A 22,372-nucleotide genomic window follows, 5' to 3' on the forward strand; every position below is an offset into this window, starting at 1 on the left:
TAATTCTACTTGCGTTTAATGAAAATGCGTACGTTATATTTGCAGGAACGAAACCCTGCACATCTTGCCCATTAAGGATTCACTCTACCGAACATGGATTAACCTATCCGGTGACCCGTCCGTATTTCCGCTCAATGTACGGATATTCCATTCGGTATGCCTGATATCGACCTTCGCACTGCTTTATAATGTACCGTTCAACTATGCGATAGGACTGCCCAAAATAGCCGTGGCCAGTCTTATCGTGTTGTTGATCACCGTGGCACTCTATTATTTGTCCCGCTTCAAAAACAAGGTCCGTACCAGCACATTACTGGCCAACATTGTGGGACTCACGCTATTTATCGTCAACTACTTCCTGAACTCGGGCATGAGCGGGCCTACCGACCTGTTTTTCCTGCTGTTCCTGCTGCTCAGCATTGCGATCAGCCCGGCGGACCAATATAAGGTGTGGATTCCGATCAATATAGCGATCCTGATCATGCTTAATGTAGCCGAATACTACTACCCTTACCTGGTACCCGACACTTACAGTACACGCTCCAACCGGTTCGTGGACCATATGTCGGCCTACACGGTGGTAGCGGCGATTGCCTATTTCTGCATACACTATATCAGAGGTAGTTATGAAATTGAAAAGGTTTCCGCGCTGGAAAAATCAAAGGCGATCGAGCTGCAAAACTTTCAGATCGTGAAGCAGAATGAGGAACTTGAAAAACTGAATGCGGAGAAAAACAAGTTGATGTCCATCGTCGCGCACGACCTTCGTTCGCCGTTGGCAAGCATTCAAAACTTCCTCGAATTGCTCACACAGCACGAACTCGACGAGGAACAGAAGCTGGACATCGAAAACGATCTCCTCAATTCGACAAAAAATACGATGGCAATGCTCTCGAAGCTGCTCGATTGGTCAAAATCACAGCTGCATGGTGTTTCCGCACATATTGAACACCTCAATGTCCAGGCGCTTTTCGAACCGACCCTGAACCTCGAACGCAACATTGCCGCACGCAAAAACATCAGCCTCGATTACTATTTCGACCCATCCGCCAGCATTTTCGCCGACAGCGACATGATGCAGCTCATTCTACGTAACATCGTCGGCAATGCGATCAAATTCACCGGTATGGGCGGGCGAATCAGCGTGAAAGCCGAAGCGCAGGGCAACAATTGTTTGATTTCTGTGGAGGACGACGGCATCGGGATGTCGTGGGAAAAACAACAGTCGATTTTCTCGCTCAATGTAGAATCCACCTTTGGCACCAACAATGAGAAAGGCGTCGGGCTGGGCCTGATGCTCTGCATGGAGTTCATCAAAGCCCAGCACGGCAAGATCTGGGTCGAAAGCACGCCCGGAGCCGGAACGTGCTTCTACATTTCGGTACCGATGTTCGACAAAAACAAGGTACGGCAGCCTGACCTGCTCTGACTACGCGCAACCGGGCACATCGGCGAGGTTGTAGTAAATCTGCAATCCGCGCTCACGCCCGATCCTGATATCTTCGTCGGCCCCTTTCGATTCGCCTTCCAGCCTGAGAATTGCATCGCATTTCTGCAAAAGACGCCCGGCCACCGGGTACAAAATCTCCTCATAGGGCGCATCGCCCGGTGCTTTGGAACCCGCCAGTTTCAGCAAAGGCAATGCTACCCATTCCCCGATCACCGGCAAATGTCCGGCACGGAAGAGCTGCAACGTCACCGATTCGAGGTAATCGAGGTTTTTGCGCATTAAAACGGGGTCATCATTAGTACCCGACCGGTAAGGCCCGGCGACCAGGATCATTAATCCACTCATGGCTAATTGTGATTTAAATGAAATGATTTTATTAAAAATGATCAGATATGCTACTTTTGGCGAGCATTAACGCCATTCAAGGCTACTAGATTTGATTAAAATTAATCAATTTTGACTATTTTTGATCAAAAGTAAACATTTACTATGAACTTTCAAGAGAGGAAGAAAAAAATTCTCGCAGCCCTCGACGAAGCTGAAAGCCTCAGCGTGTTCGAACTGGCTGAAATACTGGAAGCCTCGCCGGCTACGATCCGCCGCGACCTGGGCGATATCGCCGAAGAAGGCCTGCTCATGCGCACGCATGGAGGCGCCATGAAAATGGAAAACCCGGTACTTACCGGGTTTTCGGAGAAATCGGGCGTCAACAACACCGTGAAAGAGCAGATTGCGGAAAAAGCAGCCTCCTATGTGCAGGATGGCGACATTATCTTCCTCGATTGCGGCAGCACGGTATTCCAAATGTGCCGGTTTTTAAAAAAGAAAAGCATTCGCGTCATTACCAACTCGTTACCTATTCTGGCGGAGCTCATCGACGTTCCTTCCATCCAGATAAACCTCATCGGAGGCGAACTGAACAAGGCGCGGAAAGCAGTGCATGGCGACAAGGCCGTGCAGCATATCAATGGCTACCACGCGCACAAAGCATTCATCGGCGTGGACGGCTTGTCGGCAGAAAACGGCCTTACCGCCCACAGCGAGCACGAATCGAGCATTACGACTGCATTCATACGAAACGCGGGCCAGGTAATGCTGCTATGCGACGCTTCCAAGATCGGCAAGGACAGCTACGTCAAATTCGCCGAGCTATCAGCCATTCACACGCTCATTACCGATGCCGACGCCGCTAAGACCGCCGCATTGCGGCAAGGCGGGCTGAATGTGGAAATTGCGGGATAACGCAGAAATGCACCTGAATGCCAAGGTCACGGACCAACTACACCAGTACCGCGCCGCCGTCGGTAACGAGGATTTGGCCGGTTACGAAGGGCTGCTTCATGAGGTAGAGGTAAGTTTGCGCCACCTGCTCCGCCTCGCCTAAATGACGCACAGGCAGTGCCTCCGCGACCTGATCGTAGAATGCGTCCCGCTCCGTTTCCGCCATCGAAGACCATAAATTTGTGCGGATCACACCCGGCGAAACGAGGTTAACCCGTACCGGCGCTAGTTCCACCGCCATCGCCCGCGTGAAACCGTCCATAGCTGCGCAAATGCTCGCGCCAATGGACCAACCCGCATTCGGGCGTGCGCTCACGATCCCGCCCGTGAGCACGATCGAACCACCTGCATTGATACGCGGTGCCGCGTATTTCACCGCCATGAATGCACCCCAGTAACGCAGGTCAAAAAACGCCCGGGCCATAGCAACTTCCGTATCGGCTATTTTGCTTAACAAAAGGCTTTCGCCTGCTGTAAAAACAAGGTGATCGAGCGTACCTATTTCCTCGAAAAGCCGCTGAATGGACGACTCATCCGACAAATCAGCCTGCATTCCGAAAGCATTACCAGGCAATTGCGCTACCGCATTTTGCACCCGCGCCGCATTGCTGGACACAATGACCACATTCGCGCCTTCCGCCGCTGCCGCCTGGGCCGTAGCCAGCCCGAGCCCGGAGCTCCCGCCCAGGATTACTACTTTTTTACCTTTTAGAGAGAAATCTGAATTTGACGTTTCCATTTGTATTGATTGTTTTTGACAATACAAATCTCCCCTACCGACCCGCCAAAGCGCTTAACAAATGGTAAAAAGCGTTTACCGAAGGTTTTTCCTAATGCGGCTGAGGGATTGCGGCGTAATGCCAAGGTAGGAAGCTACGTCGGACAGCGGTACGCGCGTGGCAATATCCGCCTGCCGCGACAGAAATTGCCGGTATCGCATGGCCGAATCCTGGCCGAGGTAGGCATTGCGGATCTGGATCTTTTCGAGCAACGTCTGGTTGGTAATCGTGTCGATTATCGCTTTCAGGTAGGGAACGCGGGTGTAAAGTGTCCACAAATCGGCTTTGGTGATGCTCAACACCTGCACATTGCAGGCCGCGCAAATGCTCTCGTGCGCCGTCACATGATCGTTAAAGCTGTTCAGGATAGTGCAGAACTGGTTTTCCTTCAAAAAGTAATGCGTCACTTCGTTGCCTTTTTCGTTGGTGACCATAATGCGCAGCACACCATTCAATACAAAAAACATTTCCTGGCAAATCTTGCCGCCTTTGAACAGCACATCGCCCTCCCTGAACTGCCGCATAGTAAATGCATTCAGGATCGTTTCCTGGTCGGCGTGCGGGATGGCGTGGGTAAGTTGAAGGATCGAGATCAGTCTTTGCGGCATGCGGCTCTTTCAGATGGTTATTCAAATATAATATCCTCGGAAACAAAAAAGCCCTGCGCTTGTGCGGCACAGGGCTTGGTAATAGTCCGGTTCAGGTTTTAATACCCTTCGTTCTGGTACATTTTCTCCGGGTTCAGTTTGGTTTCGTCAAACGGAATCGGATAGTAGCGATCTTTTTTACCAAAGTTGCTGAGCTTCGCGATACCGAAATTCTCCTGCTTTTTGCTCTTGAAATAAGCTACGAGTTCGTCGGTCGTGAAGAAACGCAGCAGGTCGAACCAGCGGTGGTTTTCGAATGCAAGCTCCACACGGCGTTCGTGCAGGATGGCGAGTTTCAAGGTCGGATATTTGGCTGCGTAATCCGCATTGGCTTTGGAAACCGCGTATTTCGGCAAGCCGGCGCGCTCACGTACCTGGTCGAGGAATGTAATGGCGGTCGGTTCGTCGCCCAGTTGCATATGCACTTCGGCGAGCATCAGGATTACGTCGGCGTATCGGATCAGTATCCAGTCGTTGCCGCCGTAGCCGTTAGTAGTCGCTGCCGAGCTGGCGTCGCGGTATTTGGTGATGAAATAGTCCTTCACGATCGGATCGTTGGCATATTTGATCGAAAAGTCTTTTCTCGCATCACCCTCTTCATAATCCAGCACAAGATCAGGCGTAACATTACCGCCCGAGCCCGACGATGCGAACAATGAATTGATCGTCTCCCCTTTCGCCTGGTTGTTCCGGGCAATCGAAGATGAGAAGTTGATATCCCCCTGCTTGTTCACCACCTGGAAGATAATCTCCGCATTGGTCGACTTTTTAGCCACATCGAACACATCGGCATAAGGAACTTCCTTCAACTCGCCGAATGAGCGCAGTTCGTACGAAGCCGTGAGGTATTTCTTCGCCTCGTTCAGGTTAGCCGTACGGTTAGCGGCGTCCAATGTGGCCGCCATCGTAAGGTACACCTGGCCGAGCAATGCATTGGCGGCAGCTTTGGTCACCTTGCCTTTTGTATTCGCAGTTTGCTTGTCGGGCAGAGTCGACGCAACCGCGTCTTTCAGATCCTGTGCGATCTGGTTGTACACCACATCCTGCTTCTCGCGGAAGGTCGCGGCTGTTACCTCGTCGGTACTGAGCAATTCTTTGGTTACCAAAGGCACATCTCCCCATTTGCGCACGAGGTGGAAGTAGGTCAAAGCGCGGATGAATTTCGCTTCTCCCTTGTACTGCTCTTTCAGGTTGTTATCCGTGAAAGTTACCCGCTCGATACCCGCCAGCACCTGGTTGCAGCGTGTTACCATCTGGAACAATTGCAGCCAGTGGTTTTTCAGGTTAGTATTGCTGGGTAACAACGAAAAGTCGTTGAACTGGAACGGCTCGCCGGCATTCGACTGATTGTCGTTACGGCCGGTATTATCCGAACGCTCCTCGCTGAACAACCCGCTGTTTTCGCCGATGCCATTACCATCGCGAAGCGAGTTATAGATACCGTTCACGGCCAGTGCCACGTCATCGGGCGTCCGGTAAAAAGTGGGCGCCGACACTGCATTCGGGTTTTCCTGATCGAGGAAATCGTTGGAACAACCCGCGAGGGCCACCAGTCCGAATGCTGAAAACAATGTATTGAAAATGTATTTACGCTTGATCATCTCTTCTGCTGCTTAAAATGTAATACGGGCACCAATGTTGTAGGCACGCACGAGCGGGTATTTCCCGTAATCCACACCCGGTGTCAGGTTAGCCCCGTTGTTGTAATCCACCTCCGGGTTGTAGCCCAGGTACTTGGTCAAAGTGAAAGCATTGTCCACGCCGATGTACACACGCAATGCGCTGATGGCATTGTTGGTCAGGCTGCCGATGCTGTTCATGTTGTAGCCCAATGTGAGGTTGGTACATCTCAGGAACGAGCCGTCCTGCAAATAGAAAGTCGACAAACGCGTACTGTTGCTTTGCGTACCCCCGCGTGAGGCGCGGTACACGTGCCCGTCGCCCGGTTGCGATTCCGAACGGTAGCGGTTGGCCACTTTGGAATACTGGTTACCCGATCCCTCCATGTTGTACAAATAATAATCCTGGCCGTCGAGCACCTTGTTGCCATAGCTACCATTGAACGACGAGCTGAAATCGAAGCTCTTGTAGCTGGCCGTAATCGCGAAGCCGTAAGTGAATTTCGCATGCGGCGAACCGATTACCCGCTTGTCGGCATCATTTACGACGCCATCATTGTTAACATCCTCGAAATACAGGTCACCCGGACGAAGCGGATTGGTAGAAGCCGTCGAACGTGCGGGCCCTTTCAGCTGATAGCCAGTTGGGTAAGATTGCGTCGAGGCATTGTAAACTGCATTGTCAGCCGCGATATTCTCCATATCCTTTTCGCGCACCATACCTTTCACCTTAAAACCATAGAACATCCCGATCGGCTGGCCCTCCTGCGTAATGTGCGTCAGGTACGAGCGCTCGGCACCGGCGGTGATGATCGTACTCGCACCACCCATATCGAGTACCTTGTTGCGGTTCACGGAAATGTTACCGGCCACATTCAGGTCAAAATCTTTGGTAGAAATCACGCGGGCGTCCACTTGAAGGTCGATACCCTTGTTCTGTACTTTCGAATTTCTGAGGTTGGTCAGGATCGTCGAGGCACCGGAAATGGCCGACAGCGGCTGGTTGAACAAGAGGTTGAACGAGCGGCTGATGTAGTAGTTCGCCATGATCGACAAACGGTCATCGAACAGGCCCAGGTCGGCACCGAAGTTGTACTGTGATGTCGACTCCCAGCCCAGGTTCAGGTCTTTGATACCCGTCGCCCACAATGCGGTATTCACAGACCCGTTGCCGTAAACTACCCCGCCCGGAGCAGCCATGGTTTGTAGGAAGTTGTAATTACCGATGTTGTTGTTACCGCTCAACCCCCAGCTTGCACGCAGTTTAAGTGTAGAAGTATTGCCTAACGAATTTTTGTAAAACTCCTCGTTGGAAATGTTCCAGCCTGCCGATACCGACGGGAACTTACCCCAGCGGTTGTTCGGGCCGAAACGCGACGAACCATCCGTACGGAAAGTGGCGGTCAGGTAATACTTGCTATCGTAGTTGTAGGAGGCGCGTGCCAGGTACGAGAGCAATGTCCAGTTCACTTTTCCAGTTTGGTCGGTGCCGGTATTCAATCCAAAGAAAGTAGCATCCGCTCCTTTTCCGGTAATCTCTTCGATACGGTCGTTAGAAAAGCCGCGTGCCGTTACCGAAATAATGTCACGGTTGTTTTCCTGGGTCGTATAACCGATCAGTCCGTCGATACTATGCTTTCCGAGCTGTTTTTTGTAGTTCAATGTAAACTCGGCCAGCTTATCCATTTGCTGCGTCGACTGTGCTACCGCATTCGCGGCGGCGATCGCCTGTGGTGATCCCGGAGGATTGGCACCGCTACTCAGGCTGGTAGGCGCATAAAATTCATATTTCTCCGAATAAGTCTGCAAACCGAGGTTAACCTTGAAATTCAGGTCGGGAATGATCTCGTAAGTCGCAAAACCGCTGAATGTACCACGCTGGCCTTTACGGTTAATATGCGTCTCGGTCGCCAATGCAACCGGGTTTTCGATCGACTGGTAGCCGTAAGCCGAGCTCAATGACGCAGCTTCGTTCTTCGCAAGGCTGCCGTCTTCATTATATGCTTTGAAAATCGGCATGTAAATCAATGCGCCGAGGATCGGGCCTTTGTCGAAACGGCCTTCCTGCACCTCGCGGTTGCTGTTGTAGGTAAACGCGAGGTTCGCACCCACTTTCAGTTTCTTATTGACATCCGCGTCGAGGTTGGCGCGGAAGTTGGTGCGGTGCTGGCCCGTGCTGAGGATAATCCCCTGCTGGTTCAGCTGCCCGCCGCTGATCGCGTACCGCAAGCCGTTCTTCCCACCCGAAAACGAAATGTTATGACGGTGCACCGGCGCATTGCGGTACAGCTCGTCCTGCCAGTCGGTATTGTATTTAGGAGTAATCAGTTTCTGGGTCGCGAAATCGTACAAATCGGTAGGGATACTTACAGAACCCGCATTACCCACGTTTTTGATACGCGTCGCATTGTCGTCGGAATACATGCCGTCGTTCCAGGTCTTTCCCCCGTTCACCATCAGGTCGCGGTAGCTTGCATTCCGGCCGTCTATTACCAGCTGACCGAATTCAGAAGCGTCGAGCAGCTTTACTTTCTTGCTCAGCTGGTTTACACCAAACTGGTATTCGTATTCCAATCGCCCCTTTCCTTCTTTCCCTCTTTTGGTCGTGATCAAAACCACACCACCTGCTGCACGCGAACCGTAAATAGCCGCCGACGCCGCATCTTTGAGGATGTCGATCGATTCGATATCATTAGGGTTGATAAAAACATCATTACCAGCCGGGTAGCCGTCGATCACGTACAACGGGTCCGAGCTTGCATTTACCGAGCCCACACCACGCACGCGGATTTTCGTACCCACGTAAGGCGCGCCGCTCACCTGCGAGATCTGCACACCCGCTACCTTACCCACGAGCGCTTGTCCGACGGTCGGCGTCGACAAATTCAATTCTTTTGCCTTAACACTCGAAATAGCGCCGGTAAGGTCGCTTTTACGCATCATCGAATAACCTACCGCTACAAATTCGTTCAGCATCATGGCATTCTCCTTCAAAGTAACGGCCAGCGGCGCATTACCCGAAACCACCACTTCCTGCGCTATGAAACCTACAAATGAAAATACCAGCGTGGCGCCCTGGCCCGACTCGATCGAGAAGTTACCCGCTGCGTCGGTTACCGCGCCCTTGTTGGTACCTTTCTCCAAAACCGTAACACCCAGCAACGGCTGACCGGTCTCATCCACCACTTTCCCCGTCACGGTTTGCGCGCGGGTCGGCCTTTCCAACATCATCCGGCCTTTACCGGAAGCCACTGCATGCCTGCCCGGACTGAAAACCAGGATACCTGTCATTACCAACGGAACAATTGGCAGTATCAGTTTCTTCATAATAGTTTTAAAAAATTTAACAAAAACAAGAAAACACGTTGCAATTCACTTTAAAATACTTCTGCCTCGTGCTCAAAAATCGAGCGCAAAAGTACCTTTCGACTATTAAGTGAATCGAACGTGGTTATTATGAAAATGTAAAATTTTCAAGAACTGAAAGTAACCGTTTACCAATTAACATGCACCTGGTGCACGTTACTTTTGCGCGAAGAAGTGACCGCAATGCCTTTGGAAGAAGTGCCGGTAAATGTAAATCCTTCGAGCTCGTCGGCCTTGTCGATATCCACGGAGTTCAGCACCACCTGCTCCCCTTTTTCCAGTGATTTTTTAAGATCGACAAATGTGAACCGCCAGCGACGGCCCTCTATTTGATTTTGAATTAATACTAAAACCCCTTTCTCCGGAATCCAATGCAGGTTCTGCACCCACGGCCCGCAGCTAAACTTCTTCACCAGCACACCCGGGGCGCTGGTTTTGTCCGCTTTTTGCAAAACAGAAGGATCATACAGCCGCACCTCGTTCCGCTTGTCGCCGTAGTCGGCCGTCGCCACGAGCCATTTGCCATTGTATTCAACATATTCCGGCCGTGTTCCCTGAATGCAGGCATCATCCTCGATTGTGCTGATGAGGTTACCGTCCAGGCTTCCGGTTTTCAGCATTCCGTTCCAATCGACCTGGTAGATGACCGCACGCCACAAAGTCCCTTCCGCATTCAGCCGGATGCTGTTACCCATGAAAACCGGCAGCTTGCCATGCTTTGCAATGCCCGTCGGGTGGTTGATCACATCTTTACCGTCCACCGTCAGCCGGATTTCCTTTCCAGTATAATGTAAGGAATCGCCCTTCTGGCTGAACTCCCGCACCATCCCCACCTCGCGGTCGCCGTACAAATACACTTTGCCATCTAAAAACGATGCGCCCTGGCAGGCACCCAGCGAATCGATGGTATGGGAAGAAACGAGTGAGATTTCAGGTTTGCCGGGGAGGATGAATGCTGCGGTGGTCGCCGCAACACTGGCTGCTGCCAGGAATTTGAATAGTTTCATTTTGATATGGGGTATTAAAAAAATTGCGGGTGCAAAGCAAAGCCCCGCACCCGCTTGAAAATTCAGATGATTACCAGAGCGGTTGTTTCAATTTCACGAAATAGATGGTGTTGCGGTCCACAGCGCCGGTTGCCGGAAGAAGCTTCTGAGCGTACACGCCGCCCGCGCCCACTACGCCGAAATCATCGTCGTTTGAAATGGCAATCGTAGTGGAATTGATGATGGCGATACCTTCGGCCTTATCGTGCGGGTAGAGCGTCGGGATGTCGGTCATCAGGTCGGCAACGAGCGTTTTGGTTACGGGTTTAATACCGGCAGCAGTCAGGTTTGCCTCGGTTTTCAGCTGCTCTACTGTGAGCCCGCCGTACAGCTTGCCCGTCGCACCATTGGCCGGGTCCGAAATATCGGTCGCGTTGCTGATATCGATTTTATACACCTTTTTGATCACCGTTGCGCGGTTCGCATTGGTCGCATATTCGCCGTCGCGTTCGAGCACGAGGAAAGTGGAATTGTCGATCGCAACGATTTCGCTGTTTGCCTGCAAATTGGCGCGGTCAATGAGATACACATACTCCTTGCTGGCGCCGCTGGCAATGTCGAAACTGAGGATACGCGTCACGAGCGAGCCGGAAACATCGCCTGCCGACGGGTTATAGAGCGGGAATTGCATGATACCGACGAGTGTTTTACCGTCGGGCGTGATGGTTATACCCTCCATTCCGCGATTAGGACGCCTCTTGGCAAAAACCAAGGGAATTTTGCGGCCACCAACGCCATTACCGAATGGGTTAATGCGTTCCAGCGTCTTACCAGTCGCATCGAAATGCACGATATGCGGGCCATACTCGTCGCTCACCCAGAAAGTACCGTCCTTCGCAAGCGCCATCCCTTCGGAATCGAGTCCGTCGACGCTGTTCGCCAACGTTTGGTTGTTCACGTCCAGCGCCAGCTCACCGCTATAACCGAATCCGGGAGGGTTAGGGAGGCCATTCAGCTTCGCGCCATTTTCATTTTTGAGTTCGATGGTCTTTTCCAACACGAGTTGATCGCCGATCAGTCTGAACTTGCCGATTTGCGGGGCAAAGCTGGGGTCCGCGAATACTTTGGAGTCGGTAACCGTGCCGTCGATGTTCGAACCGCGGTCGGTAAGAAGGTAAAAGGCCATCGGGTCGTTCGGGTCCTGCGCCAAGGCAGATCCGAAACCGCCATTGTAGACTTTAACGCTACCCACCGTTGTGATGATGGTCGGGTTTTGCGCTTCGGCCCTGTCGGGATAATTGTCGGTAGGAAAACCGTGGTCCGTGCAGCTATTCAATATGGCCACGGCAGCAGCCGTAGAAATGAGCGAGAGTAAAAAGGGTTTCATCTGTGTCCAGGTTAGTTTGCGTAAAACTACACCGGCCGATTTTACCCGAAGATTAATTCACAATCCGTCAAATCAACATATTGTTAAGCCTCAATGCCGGCCTTTTCCCCTGAAACTGGGCGGCTGAATGTAGAACTCGACGGTCGCCGCGAGCCCGGAAGTACGCACGGGTACCGCATCATGGACCATTTTGTTGGAAAGGTTCTTGCGGTAGCCGCCAAACACCTCTACCCCACCGAATTTCCCGAACCGGCGGTTGTAGGAAATACCCATATCGACATCGATCCGGCGGCACACGTCGGGCGTACCTTCGGCCACACGGTTGAGATAATACGTTCGCGTAACGGCTTCGGCTTTGAAATAAAGCAGATCGTTAGGCGAAAGATTATGCCGCCACGCCATTTTCTTGGGAAGCATGATTTCAATGCCCTCTCTCTCTGACAGGTTATAATTGAAGAGAAACACAGGCAGGAAGGTCATTTTGTAGCTTTTGTTAAAGATGACCCCGGCACCGATTTCTTTATTAGGCGACATTCTTTTCAAATAGGACGCGGAAAACGTGTAATTCAGCGGGATTTCCTTCGCAGAAAGCATTGCAAAATTGCCGGTTTTGTTGATATGGGAGGTCAGAACGAGCCAGGAAGTGCTATCCAGCCGTACAAATGAGTTCAGGTCCAATGCAAAAGTCCGCAAGTTCCAGCCCTCGAATTTCTTGGCAGGATTTTCTCCGCTGCTCTTGAATTCCAGCTGCTCTGCACGGTAATTCGGCCCGAGTACCAATGCAAAATTCTTTTTATGAACAACCGGCAGCCAGGCGCGGACATACATTTCCTCGTTGGTAAACGTCTTGTTCCCGCTGTTGGCAAATCGGTAAACTTTCCCAGGCGCATGCGTGGTTCGAAAAGTGATCCATTTGGACGGAGCCATACCAGGTAAACCGGGCTTTTGGGCACAACAAACCATGCTTATGCCCCATAAGGATAAGAAAAACGCAAATGCCTCCGGCCTCCGAAACTGCATACTTCGCCTGTAAATGGTGGTAATAGTTCTAACCTGCACTAAATTATTCGTTATGAGCCGGTAACGCAATGATATATTCATTAAGTTCCGGAAGTAAAATCCCGCCGGGAACGCATTACTAATATACGTTGCGCCGGCATGAAATAATAAACGAATCAGCGGGCAGTTTCGGATGAGCGAACAGTAATTTTTTATTGGTACAAAATCGCCCCTCCTACTCACGAAAAAGAAAGTCTCTGAAAAACGGGCCACAAACGGCATTGTTTGAAAACTATAAGCAATGATTTGAAAGTATTAATCAGCATAGCAAACAGGTTACTAATTTTGTATTTGAATTAAACCCCTTTTTCTGACATGATTCAAGCAAAAGCATACGCAGCCCAAACTCCTGAAACCGACCTCGCGCCGTGGGAATTTGAAAGAAGGGACGTCGGCCCGCACGATGTTCAGATTGAAATCCACTATTGCGGCGTCTGTCACTCCGATCTGCACCAGATCAAAGATGAATGGTTTCCGGGCGTTTTCCCGATGGTTCCCGGTCATGAAATTGTCGGAAAAGTTACGCAGGTAGGCGCGCACGTGAAGAAATTCAAAGCTGGTGACCTCGCCGGTGTAGGTTGCATGGTCGATTCCTGCCAGGTTTGCGAAAACTGCAAAGACGGCCTGGAACAATACTGCCTCGACGGTAATACCCAAACCTACAACAACCTCGACCGCAGCGGCGTACCGACTTATGGTGGCTACTCCAACACCATTATCGTACGCGAGGAATTCGTCCTTTCGGTTTCCGACAAGCTGTCCCTGGCCGCAACCGCTCCCCTGCTTTGCGCCGGTATCACCACATATTCGCCGCTCCGTCACTGGAAAGTGGGCAAAGGTCATAAACTGGCAGTACTCGGCCTCGGCGGACTGGGCCATATGGGCGTAAAATTCGGTGTTGCATTCGGTGCCGAAGTGACCGTCCTCAGCACGTCTGCTTCGAAAGAGCAAGCGGCGAAGGATCTGGGCGCACACCATTTCGTAGTAACCTCCGATCCTGAACAGGTAAAAGCAGTAAAAGGCAGCTTCGATTTCATCCTCGACACCGTTTCCGCGGTGCACGATATGGATATGTATCTGTCGCTCCTCCGCACGAACGGAACCCTGATCAATGTAGGTGTTCCTACCGAGCCCTATTCCGTTCAGCCATTCTCGCTCCTGACGGGCCGCCGCAGTATGGCAGGCTCCGGTATCGGTGGCATCGCTGAAACGCAGGAAATGCTCGATTTCTGCGCCGAGCATGACATCGTCTCCGACATTGAGCTCATCGATATCAAAGACATTACCGCTTCCTACGAGCGCATGCTGAAAGGCGACGTACGGTACCGGTTTGTGATTGATATGGCAACATTGTAAGTTTCATGCCCCGGTGCCCGCAATGGTGCCGGGGGCATTCACCATATTCCCTCGAAAACATCCATTCTCCGTTCATACATCGCATTCCTCAAAATCTTGATTCTCTTTTCGATTTCCTGTACATCTTCACAACATACTCCCGGCTTAGCTTTTGCAACTTCCAACTCGGCTATGCATTTTTTATTTCCATATGCATAGTAAACCAAACGCAATTGAGCATGCAAAACCTTCCAAACGATAAATGTAATGTAGCCGAAAACAGGGGCACACACCGAAACTATTCCTTTAAATCCCGACTCGGGAAGTTGAAGAAAAAGTGTTGAATAGAATGAGGCAACAGCGGTAACAGTGCTATCAGCCTTGTTAACCGGAATCCTTTTTCTGGTTTTCTGTAAATGCATTTACTTCCAAAAATCTATCAATTCTTTGTCAAAATCTTTCGGTGGATGTTTCCTGAATGTGATCGTCTTACCATTTTCAGGATTGTAGAATGTAACTTCATCCTTGAAGAAAATAGAAAAAGCATCGATAACGGAATATAACCCCCAACTACCCAGGCCGATCAAAACAGCCCAGGAAAAGTAGTTGGTCAATTCTTCATAGTTAATGGGTCCCATATAAACGTGATTTAAGTGATTAACTACCTTTGTTTCAGCCAAATGTATTATCCTCTTTTCGGCTTTCAAAGCAAATAAAATACCGTTTATCCTGCGGGAAGCTAACCACCTCTTTATCAACAAAAGTACCGTCCGGAAATGTCCGAACGGCACAGTACTTGGTAGGCTTGTAGTAGGACTACTCTCCCAGAAAATCGATCGCTTCCTGGACAAACCGGTCGGCGTACTGGCAGAATGCGGCGTGGCCTGCGTCGGGGTACACTACGAGGTTGGCATTAGGGATGCTTTGTGAAGCGTTGATCGCATTCACTACCGGAACAGGAACATCGTTTTTCCCCTGCACGAGCAACACTGGCTGCTGGATCGTCTTCAATTCGGCCAACGCATTCGGATAAGGCTTCGCCCAGGCGAGTACAGCTCCGAGTTGGGCGCCACCGCCTTGCTGGCTCAAAGGCTCGTCACGATCGGTTTTGCGTGCCTGAACACGCGCATAGGAAGCTTTTCCGGCTTTCTGGCTGGCTTCCGATTTGGTAAAACCGAATGTCAGGAAAGTTTCTTCCGGCGTGAGATTCGCAGTCGAAGCGATGATGTTGGGCAAGTTCGAGAGCCCTTCGCTTCCTTTGGGTCCGGTGCCGGTCAGGATGGCTTTGCGAACCAGCGCAGGCTCATCGAGCAGTACTTGTTGCGTAATGAAACCGCCCATTGAAAAACCCATCAGATCCACTTTGGTGAGGCCCATCGCTTTGATGAACGTCACTGCATCCTTAGCCATTTCGCCGATGGTAGCAGGCACTTGGCCGGTAGAACTTCCCACGCCTTTGTTGTCGAACAAAATTACCTTGTGTTTCTGTGCAAGCCCGTTGGTAATGGCCGGGTCCCAGTCGTCCATCGAGCTGCCGAGCGATGCCAGCATGACCAGTGGTACACCCGATTGATCGCCGAGAATGCGGTAGGCATATTTGGTACCGCCGGCTTCGACAAATTGCGTTTTGGCTGTTTGATGGTAATCGATTGCAACCGGCGCTGGCTGGTTGCCGGACGCGTCGTCGTTGTTGCAGGAAACAAGCCCCAATGCCAGGATGGCAGAGAAGAATACAGATTTAAAGGAAACACCCGTGTTGATTTTCATCATTGTAATTGTTTTGGTCTGTGAATGATTGACGGGTCAAAACTAGGTTCACAAACCAGCACGGGAAATCAGGATAATGCCCAAATCGGCCAAACAGGCCCTGAAATGGACAATGCGCCTACTGAGATATACAACGGGTTACTTTTGATCCGTAAAGTAGAATAATATCTATATATTCTCACGAATGCTTTTAAAAGTATTTCGCATTGAAGAACTTTTACTACCTTGCTTTCATAATGGATTTTAGTTCATTATTTATAGAAGGTAATCTATTAAAGCCGGGTGGTTCGCTCCGGCTTTCTTCATTTAACGGGATGTGTAAGGCCCGTGTATCGATTTGATTTTCAGATCCTCATCCCGGTCGTCGAGCACAAAAACCCGGTAACTATCTCCCCCATTCGCGACGCGAACTACCACATGGCCGCTATCACTTTTCAAACGGTTGAGCAGCTCACCGATCACCAGCTTGTTGGCTTCCAGCATATCCGTAGCGAACACATCCCGCTCGCCCTGGTAAATGCGCTGTGAATAAATGCGGTCGAGCACGTCGTGGCCCGGGTGATCCGACGACCATACCGGGATTACCAGCACGCGGGGCCGCAATGCGCCGAGCAGGACATCGTTCTGCGAATCGCGGTTGCCGTGGTGGTCGAGAATGTGGACATCCACAGGGCCTACCACCTTTGCCACGGGCGTTTCCACATCGTGCCAGGCCGGCACACCGGGTTGTAACACTCCGGGCGTATCGCCGCCAGTGAAATAATCGAACTTGCCGTAACTGATCCTCGTGGCAATGCTGCACATATTTTCGCTCGGATACTGCTCCGGTTTCAGGTCTTTCAGCTCCGGGAAATGCTTGCGGGTCACGTTGCCCACGCCCGTCCATATTTCGCCATTCGCTGAAATATTCCGCACCTCGAATGCGCCCTTATATTTCTGCGGATTATGCAGCAGCACGATCTGATCATTACGTCCCGGAACGCTTCCCTCTACACGCAGCCCCTTGTTTTTCACCTGCCAATCGAGGAAAGTGCGGTAATTGCGTACCATCGTGTCCTTGGAAACCCTCGGATAGGCATAATCCGGCCAGCCGCGGTCGATGATCTTTTTCACCGGCACAAACTCCGCCACCTCGGTAATACCCGCCAGCACATATTTACCCTGCTCCGACTTTTTAGAAATGGACGTCGGCGAGCCCATATGGTCGTCGTGGAAATGCGTCATCAGCGCATAGTCCACAACGGGCGTTTTGGAAACCTTGCGGATATACCGGGCGATCCATTCCCCCGGTTGGCGCTCTGCGCTCGGTTTGGCCTTCGTGTTACGTGCGCTTTGCGTACGCGCCTCCGTGGGATCGAGCGCGCCCGCGTCCACGAGCAATGTGGTACCATCCGGCAGGATCATGAACGCCGAATTCCCCATCCCGGTATTGATATGGTGAATGTCGAGTTCTCCCTCCTGCCAGGCCGGCAGCGGTTGGCCGACTGTTTGCGCAAGAACAACAGGCGCAGAAAAGCCCAGCCAAAGCATGGCCAGGCTGGTTTTTACAATAGTGGTGTATTTCATCGGTAACTTTTGAAAAGGATTAGTCTTGTACTTCCAAAGCATGCAATTTATCAAACTCCCGGACAGTTTTCCGGATCTGCTTCCGGTGCACGCCGCTGTACTGGATTTGCAATGCGCTGGCCTTCTCGGGTTCCAGGTTTTTCAATTTCCAATACTTGGGGTGCGTCAGCCCGATGGGCGGCCTGAACGCTTCTTCTTTCGGGTCTCTGATCAAAACGTCGACCTGGATACTTACTTTGGAGAGGTCCTCGGCGAGTACGCCCTCCACTTTTACTTTCACGGCTCTTCCGGTTTCTAAAACAAATATTTTTTCGTGCGTCATCTCACATCCAAACTTAATTCGGCGCCAAAGGTAAGGAGCCGAATCAAGATACAGGATGCTTTAACAAAATCTTAATTTTCATTGGACGTCCCACCAGTTCCTCACTGCCTGAGTATCACCGCCTATCCGCTTGGCGGCGTTTTCGCTGTTTTGTGCATTGCTGGCGCGTGTGTTACTGGGGTATTTCAACCGTTTGGGCACGTCGGTAACATCCGGATCAAGGCTACCCGACGCCGGGGGGATAAACAACACGCTGCCGTCGGGCTTCTTCGGATCGAGGCGCAGGCGTTCCAGCCACGACTGTAATCCCTGCATATACATCGCGATCCATTTCTGCGTACCGATCACGTTTTTCCACGCGCCTGCCTTGTAAGGCACCGCTTTCAAATACGTTTCCACCACCTTCGCGTCGGCAATACCCCATTGCGCCATCGAGGATTTAACAGCTTCGTTATAAAGCACTTCCGGCGTGTCATTACCCACATTCATCCCACGTGCCGCGGCTTCCGCCTTAATGAACGCGATCTCCGCATAGGTGATCACATATCCCTTGGCCGAGCCGCTGTAAGCAATCACGCCCGGCTTCGACAGACCGATCATGGTCGGGGAATTGGCTTCGGTACCATACACCTTCCCGATGTATTTGCCATTGGTTTCGTCCGGGCGCGCAAAAACAGGCAAGCGCGGATCATTGACGGATTGCAGGTATTCGACCAATGTCGAAGTCACGGCAAATTCCACCAGCGGCCGCTCCACATCATTATAAGGAAAGCGGTTGGTAGTGGTAGCGACATTATAAGGAAAATAGACGTCCTGGCCGGTACTACTTAACGTATTTTTAACAGCATCTTCAATCACCGTCTTCGCTTCCGCAGGCGCTGCGTCCACCATACGCATCGCAATTCGCATACGCAATGCATTCGCGAACCTGATCCATTGCTGCACATCGCCTTTGGCCATAATATCCCCGCGGATCACACCGGAAGACGCGCCCGAAAGCACATCGATCTGCGTTTTCAGCGAGTTGAGCAATGCCATATACACATCTTTTCCTTGATCGAACACCGGCTGCGGAATATCCTCGCCCTGCAATGCCTGCGTGTAGGGAATATCGACGTAGACATCGGTGAGTACATGAAAAATCCACGCTTTCAGGATTTCGGCCACGGCCAGGGTATGCGCGCTTTTTTCGGCGGGGTGGCGGTCATAATAGTTGCTGATCTCCTTCAAATCCATCAATGGACCGGCGTAGAGCCCTGCCCAGAGACCGTCGTTGGTAAAGAGGAAGCGCCCGTCGGAAGTTTTGTCGGTACCCATCCAGTATTGCGAAAGTTCCATTCCAATGCGCCCGTTGAAATAGGTATCGTACATCAGGTCGCAGGCCCGCTTTTCGGCATTGGAAAGCAGGAATTCAGGCTGTGTTTCACTCGACCGTGCCGGGTCGGTATTCAGGGATTCGAAGTTGTCGCACCCCGTGAAACCCAGCAGGATGGCGAGCATTATTAATATCTTGTTTTTCATATCAATCGATTTTAAACCGGATCAGAAAGTAACATTCAGGTTCACGCCATAGCTGCGTACGGCCGGCAACGCGCCTCCTTCAAAACCGATCTGGTTGCTGATGGAATTGGTAATGTTGGCCGGATCGACATTCGGCGCATTGCTTTTGATCAACCAAAGGTTCCGGCCGGTAAGTGTCAACCGCAATGCCTGCATCCGGATCTTCTGCGCCCATGCGTCGGGCAAATACCAGCCCAGGCGCACCTCACGCAAGTAAATGAAGCTGCCGTCGTAGAGATTGGCCTTGCTGATGCGGTTACCGCCGTCGGCATTGAAATGCGTCCGCGCAGGCACCACGATGTCGTTCGGCAAGCCATCGGCTTTCACGCCCGGGTTAACCACGCCGTTTTCACGAATGCCATTCTCCGCAGTCTCTTTGAGCATACCCGATTTGTTTCCGTACAAATTGGTATAGGAGAAGAAATCGCCGCCCTTTTGAAAATCCACCAATGCCGAAAGATAGAAATTCTTGTAGCTCAGCATATTATTCAACCCGCCGATAAAGTCCGGATTCGCGTCGCCGATAATGACCGGCGTCGGCGTCACATTGTAGGTTCCGTTATCAGCCACAGTCTTGTTGCCTTTCGAATCATACACATAATCCGTCCCCAGCATTGTCCCGAGCGACATTCCCTTTTGCGCCACCATCGATACTTTGTTCGTGCGGCGCTCAGTACCGATGATAAACCGCTCAATGCCCGCGATATTGTCGCCGGTACTGTTCAGGTCGAGGACAACGTTTTTGTTTTTGGAGAAATTGAGACCAATGCGCCAGCTGAAATTGGTCGTCATCACCGGTGTCGCCGATAAGGTGAGCTCGATACCCTTGTTCTGCACGGTACCGCCATTCACGACTTTGGTCGTAAAGCCGCTTTCGGAAGGAATCTGCACGTTCCAGATCTGGTTTTTGGTCTTGCGGTTATAATAGGTAAAGTTCGCCCCGAACCGGTCGTTGAAGAACTTGAAATCAACACCCGCCTCCGTTTCCGATGACAGTTCCGGTTTCAAACGACTATTGAACAGCTTGTCGGAAGTGCTTTGTAAAGGATAGGTATCAAATGGCGCCACGTAGTCGTAATATCTTGATACAGAATACGGATCGGCATCATTACCCACGCGTGCATACGAGAGGCGCGCCTTCCCGAGCGTGAGCCATTTCGCACCGTCGATCAGATCCGAGAAAATGAACGAACCCGCTACCGAAGGATAGAAATATGAATAGTTGCCGGTCTGTTTCAATGTCGAAGCCCAGTCGTTGCGACCGGTGGCGGTGAGGTAGAGGAATTTGTTATAGCCCAAAGTCACCGAACCGAAAACCGAGTTGATCTGCTTGTTACCATAGGAATTCGATACAGTCGCCGGCGTCACCGAGTTTTGCAGCACATACACCATCGGGTTTTGCAGCCCGCCATTGGTGGTACCGGCATCGATGCTCGACTTGATCCTCAATATATTACCACCCGCCACTGCTTCGATCGACAGCTTGGAATCGCCGAGGTTCTTGTTGACATTCAGCGTTCCCTGGTAGTTGTTCTCATTATTGATCACCGCCCGTTTGGCATAAGAACCTACAAAAAAGCCCTTCGCGCTCCGCACTTCGTCGAGGTGGTTGAGGTAATCGGAGAACACCCGGACGTCGGCGGAGAGCCAGTCGGTAATCTTGTAGGTAAGTCCCGCATTGCCGAAATAACGGTTATTCTGGTCGGTATTGTAGTTTTCGTACTGGTTCCAGTAAGGGTTTTGAGTAAATGCGGGCTTCTGAATATTCCACGCCGTACGGTTCCACGATTGCTCGGTACCGTCGGCATATTTATAGTTGCGCAAATATGCGTCGTCGATCTGCCGCTGCCCGAACATCACATAAAACAGCATCGGGTTATTGCCGAAGAAACCCGTTCCCGGACGACCTTTGGAATGGTCGTTAATGTAATTGATCCCGCCGCTGAACGTGAATTTCTCGGTGAATTTGTAAACCGTATTGAGGCTGATAAAAAAGCGGCTCAGATTACTTCCGGGATAAATGAAGTTCTGTTTGGTCTGCCCGGCGGAAAAGCGGATCGAGCCATTATCGCCGCTGCTGGCCACCGAAAGGTTGTTGGAAAATGTGAAGCCGGTTTTGAAAAAATCCTTCGCATTGTCAGGATGCGGGCTCCACGGGGCGGCTTTACCGAAGTTCGGGTTATTGCGGTCCTGGTCCCACGACCAGTAATGCCGCACAAGCTGCCCCTCCATCTTCGGCCCCCACGATTCGTCGGTACCATAGTCGGGAATGAGGTCGTAACGGCCTTTTCCATCGCCGTCATCGTAAGTGCCGCCGCCCGGCAGGAATCCGGAAGGATTATCATTGACATACAATTTTGTAAACTTATCGCTTCCGCCGCCGCCGTAGAGGTTCTGGAATTTGGGCAACAGCGAAACCTGGTCCGCCTGGATATTCAAGTCGTAATTCAAGGAGAGCTTGCCGGAGCCCTTGCCTGTTTTTGTTGTAATATAAATCACCCCATTCTGCCCGCGGCTGCCGTAAAGCGCCGTGGCCGCAGCGCCTTTCAACACCGAAATATTCTCGACATCATTGGGATTGAGCAGTTGCGCCGGGTTACCATAGTCGTACCCGCCGCCGCCTGTCCCCTGCCCGCCCGTAACGCCGTACGAGTTCAGGTTCATATTGGCCATCGGCACACCGTCGACGATAAACAATGCATTGTTGTTCCCGGAAATGGATTTCAAACCCCGGATCGTCACCCGCGACGAGCCGCCCATGGAGCCGCTGTTGCCGCCGATCTGCACGCCTGCCAGTTTACCCTGCAAAGAATTGATATAATTCACCTCGCGCGCTTCCTGAATGCCCCCGCCGTCGATCTGCTGCACGGCATAGCCTACATTACGCGTGCTGCGCTGCACGCCGAGTGCCGTCACCACCACTTCGCCGAGGCTCTTCACATCGGCTTTCAACCTGACATTCACTTCCGTCGCTCCCGCCGAAACGCTCACGTCCTGCGTCACATGCCCGATGGACGAAACCGTCAACACATGGCCGCCGGGCGGAAGCATAATGCTGAAATTACCCTCCGCGTCGGTATTAGTACCGTTTGCAGTGCCCTTTACGAGCACGCTCACGCCCGGAAGGCCCGCATTGGCATCGTCCGTAACCTTTCCTTTCACACGCCTGTCCTGACCCGCTGCCTCGTATGCACAAAACAGCACGGCTAGTAAGACCGATAAACAACTTCGTATCGATTGCGCCATGT

18 protein-coding genes are annotated in these 22,372 nt (G+C 51.6%); 3 read left to right on the plus strand and 15 right to left on the minus strand.

Annotated features, from left to right (window positions below):
• Positions 1–64: 64 nt before the first annotated feature.
• Entirely contained in the window at positions 65–1,429 is a 1,365-nt protein-coding gene (locus BLQ88_RS02335) for a sensor histidine kinase (protein WP_090146366.1), read from the plus strand.
• Here BLQ88_RS02335 and BLQ88_RS02340 read toward each other — a convergent pair whose 3' ends face one another.
• Positions 1,430–1,795, minus strand: a complete 366-nt coding sequence (locus tag BLQ88_RS02340; protein ID WP_090146367.1) for a DUF4406 domain-containing protein — start codon at positions 1,793–1,795, stop codon at positions 1,430–1,432.
• Between the two features lie 144 nt (positions 1,796–1,939).
• Here BLQ88_RS02340 and BLQ88_RS02345 point away from each other — a divergent pair, with 144 nt between their 5' ends.
• On the plus strand, positions 1,940–2,692 hold the full coding sequence (locus BLQ88_RS02345; RefSeq protein WP_090146369.1) for a DeoR/GlpR family DNA-binding transcription regulator: 753 nt from the start codon (positions 1,940–1,942) through the stop codon (positions 2,690–2,692).
• 37 nt (positions 2,693–2,729) lie between these two features.
• Here the strand turns inward: BLQ88_RS02345 and BLQ88_RS02350 are convergent, their stop codons facing one another.
• From BLQ88_RS02350 to BLQ88_RS02380, 7 genes are all read right to left on the minus strand, one after another.
• On the minus strand, positions 2,730–3,470 hold the full coding sequence (locus BLQ88_RS02350) for an SDR family oxidoreductase (RefSeq protein WP_090146371.1): 741 nt from the start codon (positions 3,468–3,470) through the stop codon (positions 2,730–2,732).
• Between the two features lie 75 nt (positions 3,471–3,545).
• A complete protein-coding gene (locus BLQ88_RS02355) occupies positions 3,546–4,118 on the minus strand; it encodes a Crp/Fnr family transcriptional regulator (RefSeq protein WP_090146373.1) in 573 nt (190 codons plus the stop codon).
• 98 nt (positions 4,119–4,216) lie between these two features.
• The gene (locus BLQ88_RS02360; protein WP_090146375.1) at positions 4,217–5,758 is read right to left on the minus strand and encodes a RagB/SusD family nutrient uptake outer membrane protein; all 1,542 of its coding nucleotides are present in this window, start codon (positions 5,756–5,758) and stop codon (positions 4,217–4,219) included.
• A 12-nt stretch (positions 5,759–5,770) separates the two neighbouring features.
• Positions 5,771–9,103 (minus strand): SusC/RagA family TonB-linked outer membrane protein, encoded by a 3,333-nt coding sequence (locus BLQ88_RS02365; RefSeq protein WP_090146377.1) that lies wholly within the window; start codon positions 9,101–9,103, stop codon positions 5,771–5,773.
• A gap of 167 nt (positions 9,104–9,270) precedes the next feature.
• The gene (locus tag BLQ88_RS02370; RefSeq protein WP_090146379.1) at positions 9,271–10,149 is read right to left on the minus strand and encodes a hypothetical protein; all 879 of its coding nucleotides are present in this window, start codon (positions 10,147–10,149) and stop codon (positions 9,271–9,273) included.
• Positions 10,150–10,219: 70 nt separating this feature from the next.
• Positions 10,220–11,515, minus strand: coding sequence for an esterase-like activity of phytase family protein (locus BLQ88_RS02375; RefSeq protein ID WP_090146381.1), 1,296 nt, complete (start codon positions 11,513–11,515; stop codon positions 10,220–10,222).
• Positions 11,516–11,605: 90 nt separating this feature from the next.
• The gene (locus tag BLQ88_RS02380) at positions 11,606–12,442 is read right to left on the minus strand and encodes a DUF6268 family outer membrane beta-barrel protein (RefSeq protein ID WP_229212538.1); all 837 of its coding nucleotides are present in this window, start codon (positions 12,440–12,442) and stop codon (positions 11,606–11,608) included.
• A gap of 447 nt (positions 12,443–12,889) precedes the next feature.
• Here BLQ88_RS02380 and BLQ88_RS02385 point away from each other — a divergent pair, with 447 nt between their 5' ends.
• Entirely contained in the window at positions 12,890–13,930 is a 1,041-nt protein-coding gene (locus tag BLQ88_RS02385) for an NAD(P)-dependent alcohol dehydrogenase (RefSeq protein ID WP_090146383.1), read from the plus strand.
• Between the two features lie 38 nt (positions 13,931–13,968).
• On the opposite strand, the gene BLQ88_RS02390 is transcribed toward BLQ88_RS02385, so the two are convergent.
• The 7 genes from BLQ88_RS02390 to BLQ88_RS02420 all read right to left on the minus strand — a co-directional run bounded on the left by BLQ88_RS02390 (position 13,969) and on the right by BLQ88_RS02420 (position 22,370).
• Complete coding sequence (locus BLQ88_RS02390) at positions 13,969–14,331, minus strand: hypothetical protein (RefSeq protein WP_090146385.1); 363 nt, start codon at positions 14,329–14,331, stop codon at positions 13,969–13,971.
• Positions 14,332–14,547 (minus strand): hypothetical protein, encoded by a 216-nt coding sequence (locus tag BLQ88_RS36345; protein WP_090379225.1) that lies wholly within the window; start codon positions 14,545–14,547, stop codon positions 14,332–14,334.
• Positions 14,548–14,725: 178 nt separating this feature from the next.
• Complete coding sequence (locus BLQ88_RS02400; RefSeq protein ID WP_229212539.1) at positions 14,726–15,679, minus strand: alpha/beta fold hydrolase; 954 nt, start codon at positions 15,677–15,679, stop codon at positions 14,726–14,728.
• A 303-nt stretch (positions 15,680–15,982) separates the two neighbouring features.
• Complete coding sequence (locus BLQ88_RS02405) at positions 15,983–17,242, minus strand: ComEC/Rec2 family competence protein (protein WP_090146389.1); 1,260 nt, start codon at positions 17,240–17,242, stop codon at positions 15,983–15,985.
• Positions 17,243–17,261: 19 nt separating this feature from the next.
• On the minus strand, positions 17,262–17,522 hold the full coding sequence (locus BLQ88_RS02410) for a hypothetical protein (protein WP_229212540.1): 261 nt from the start codon (positions 17,520–17,522) through the stop codon (positions 17,262–17,264).
• Positions 17,523–17,642: 120 nt separating this feature from the next.
• Entirely contained in the window at positions 17,643–19,085 is a 1,443-nt protein-coding gene (locus BLQ88_RS02415; RefSeq protein ID WP_090146393.1) for a SusD/RagB family nutrient-binding outer membrane lipoprotein, read from the minus strand.
• Positions 19,086–19,106: 21 nt separating this feature from the next.
• Complete coding sequence (locus tag BLQ88_RS02420) at positions 19,107–22,370, minus strand: SusC/RagA family TonB-linked outer membrane protein (protein ID WP_090146395.1); 3,264 nt, start codon at positions 22,368–22,370, stop codon at positions 19,107–19,109.
• Positions 22,371–22,372 lie beyond the last annotated feature (2 nt).

It is taken from the genome of Dyadobacter soli (genome assembly GCF_900101885.1).
Classification (GTDB): domain Bacteria; phylum Bacteroidota; class Bacteroidia; order Cytophagales; family Spirosomataceae; genus Dyadobacter; species Dyadobacter soli.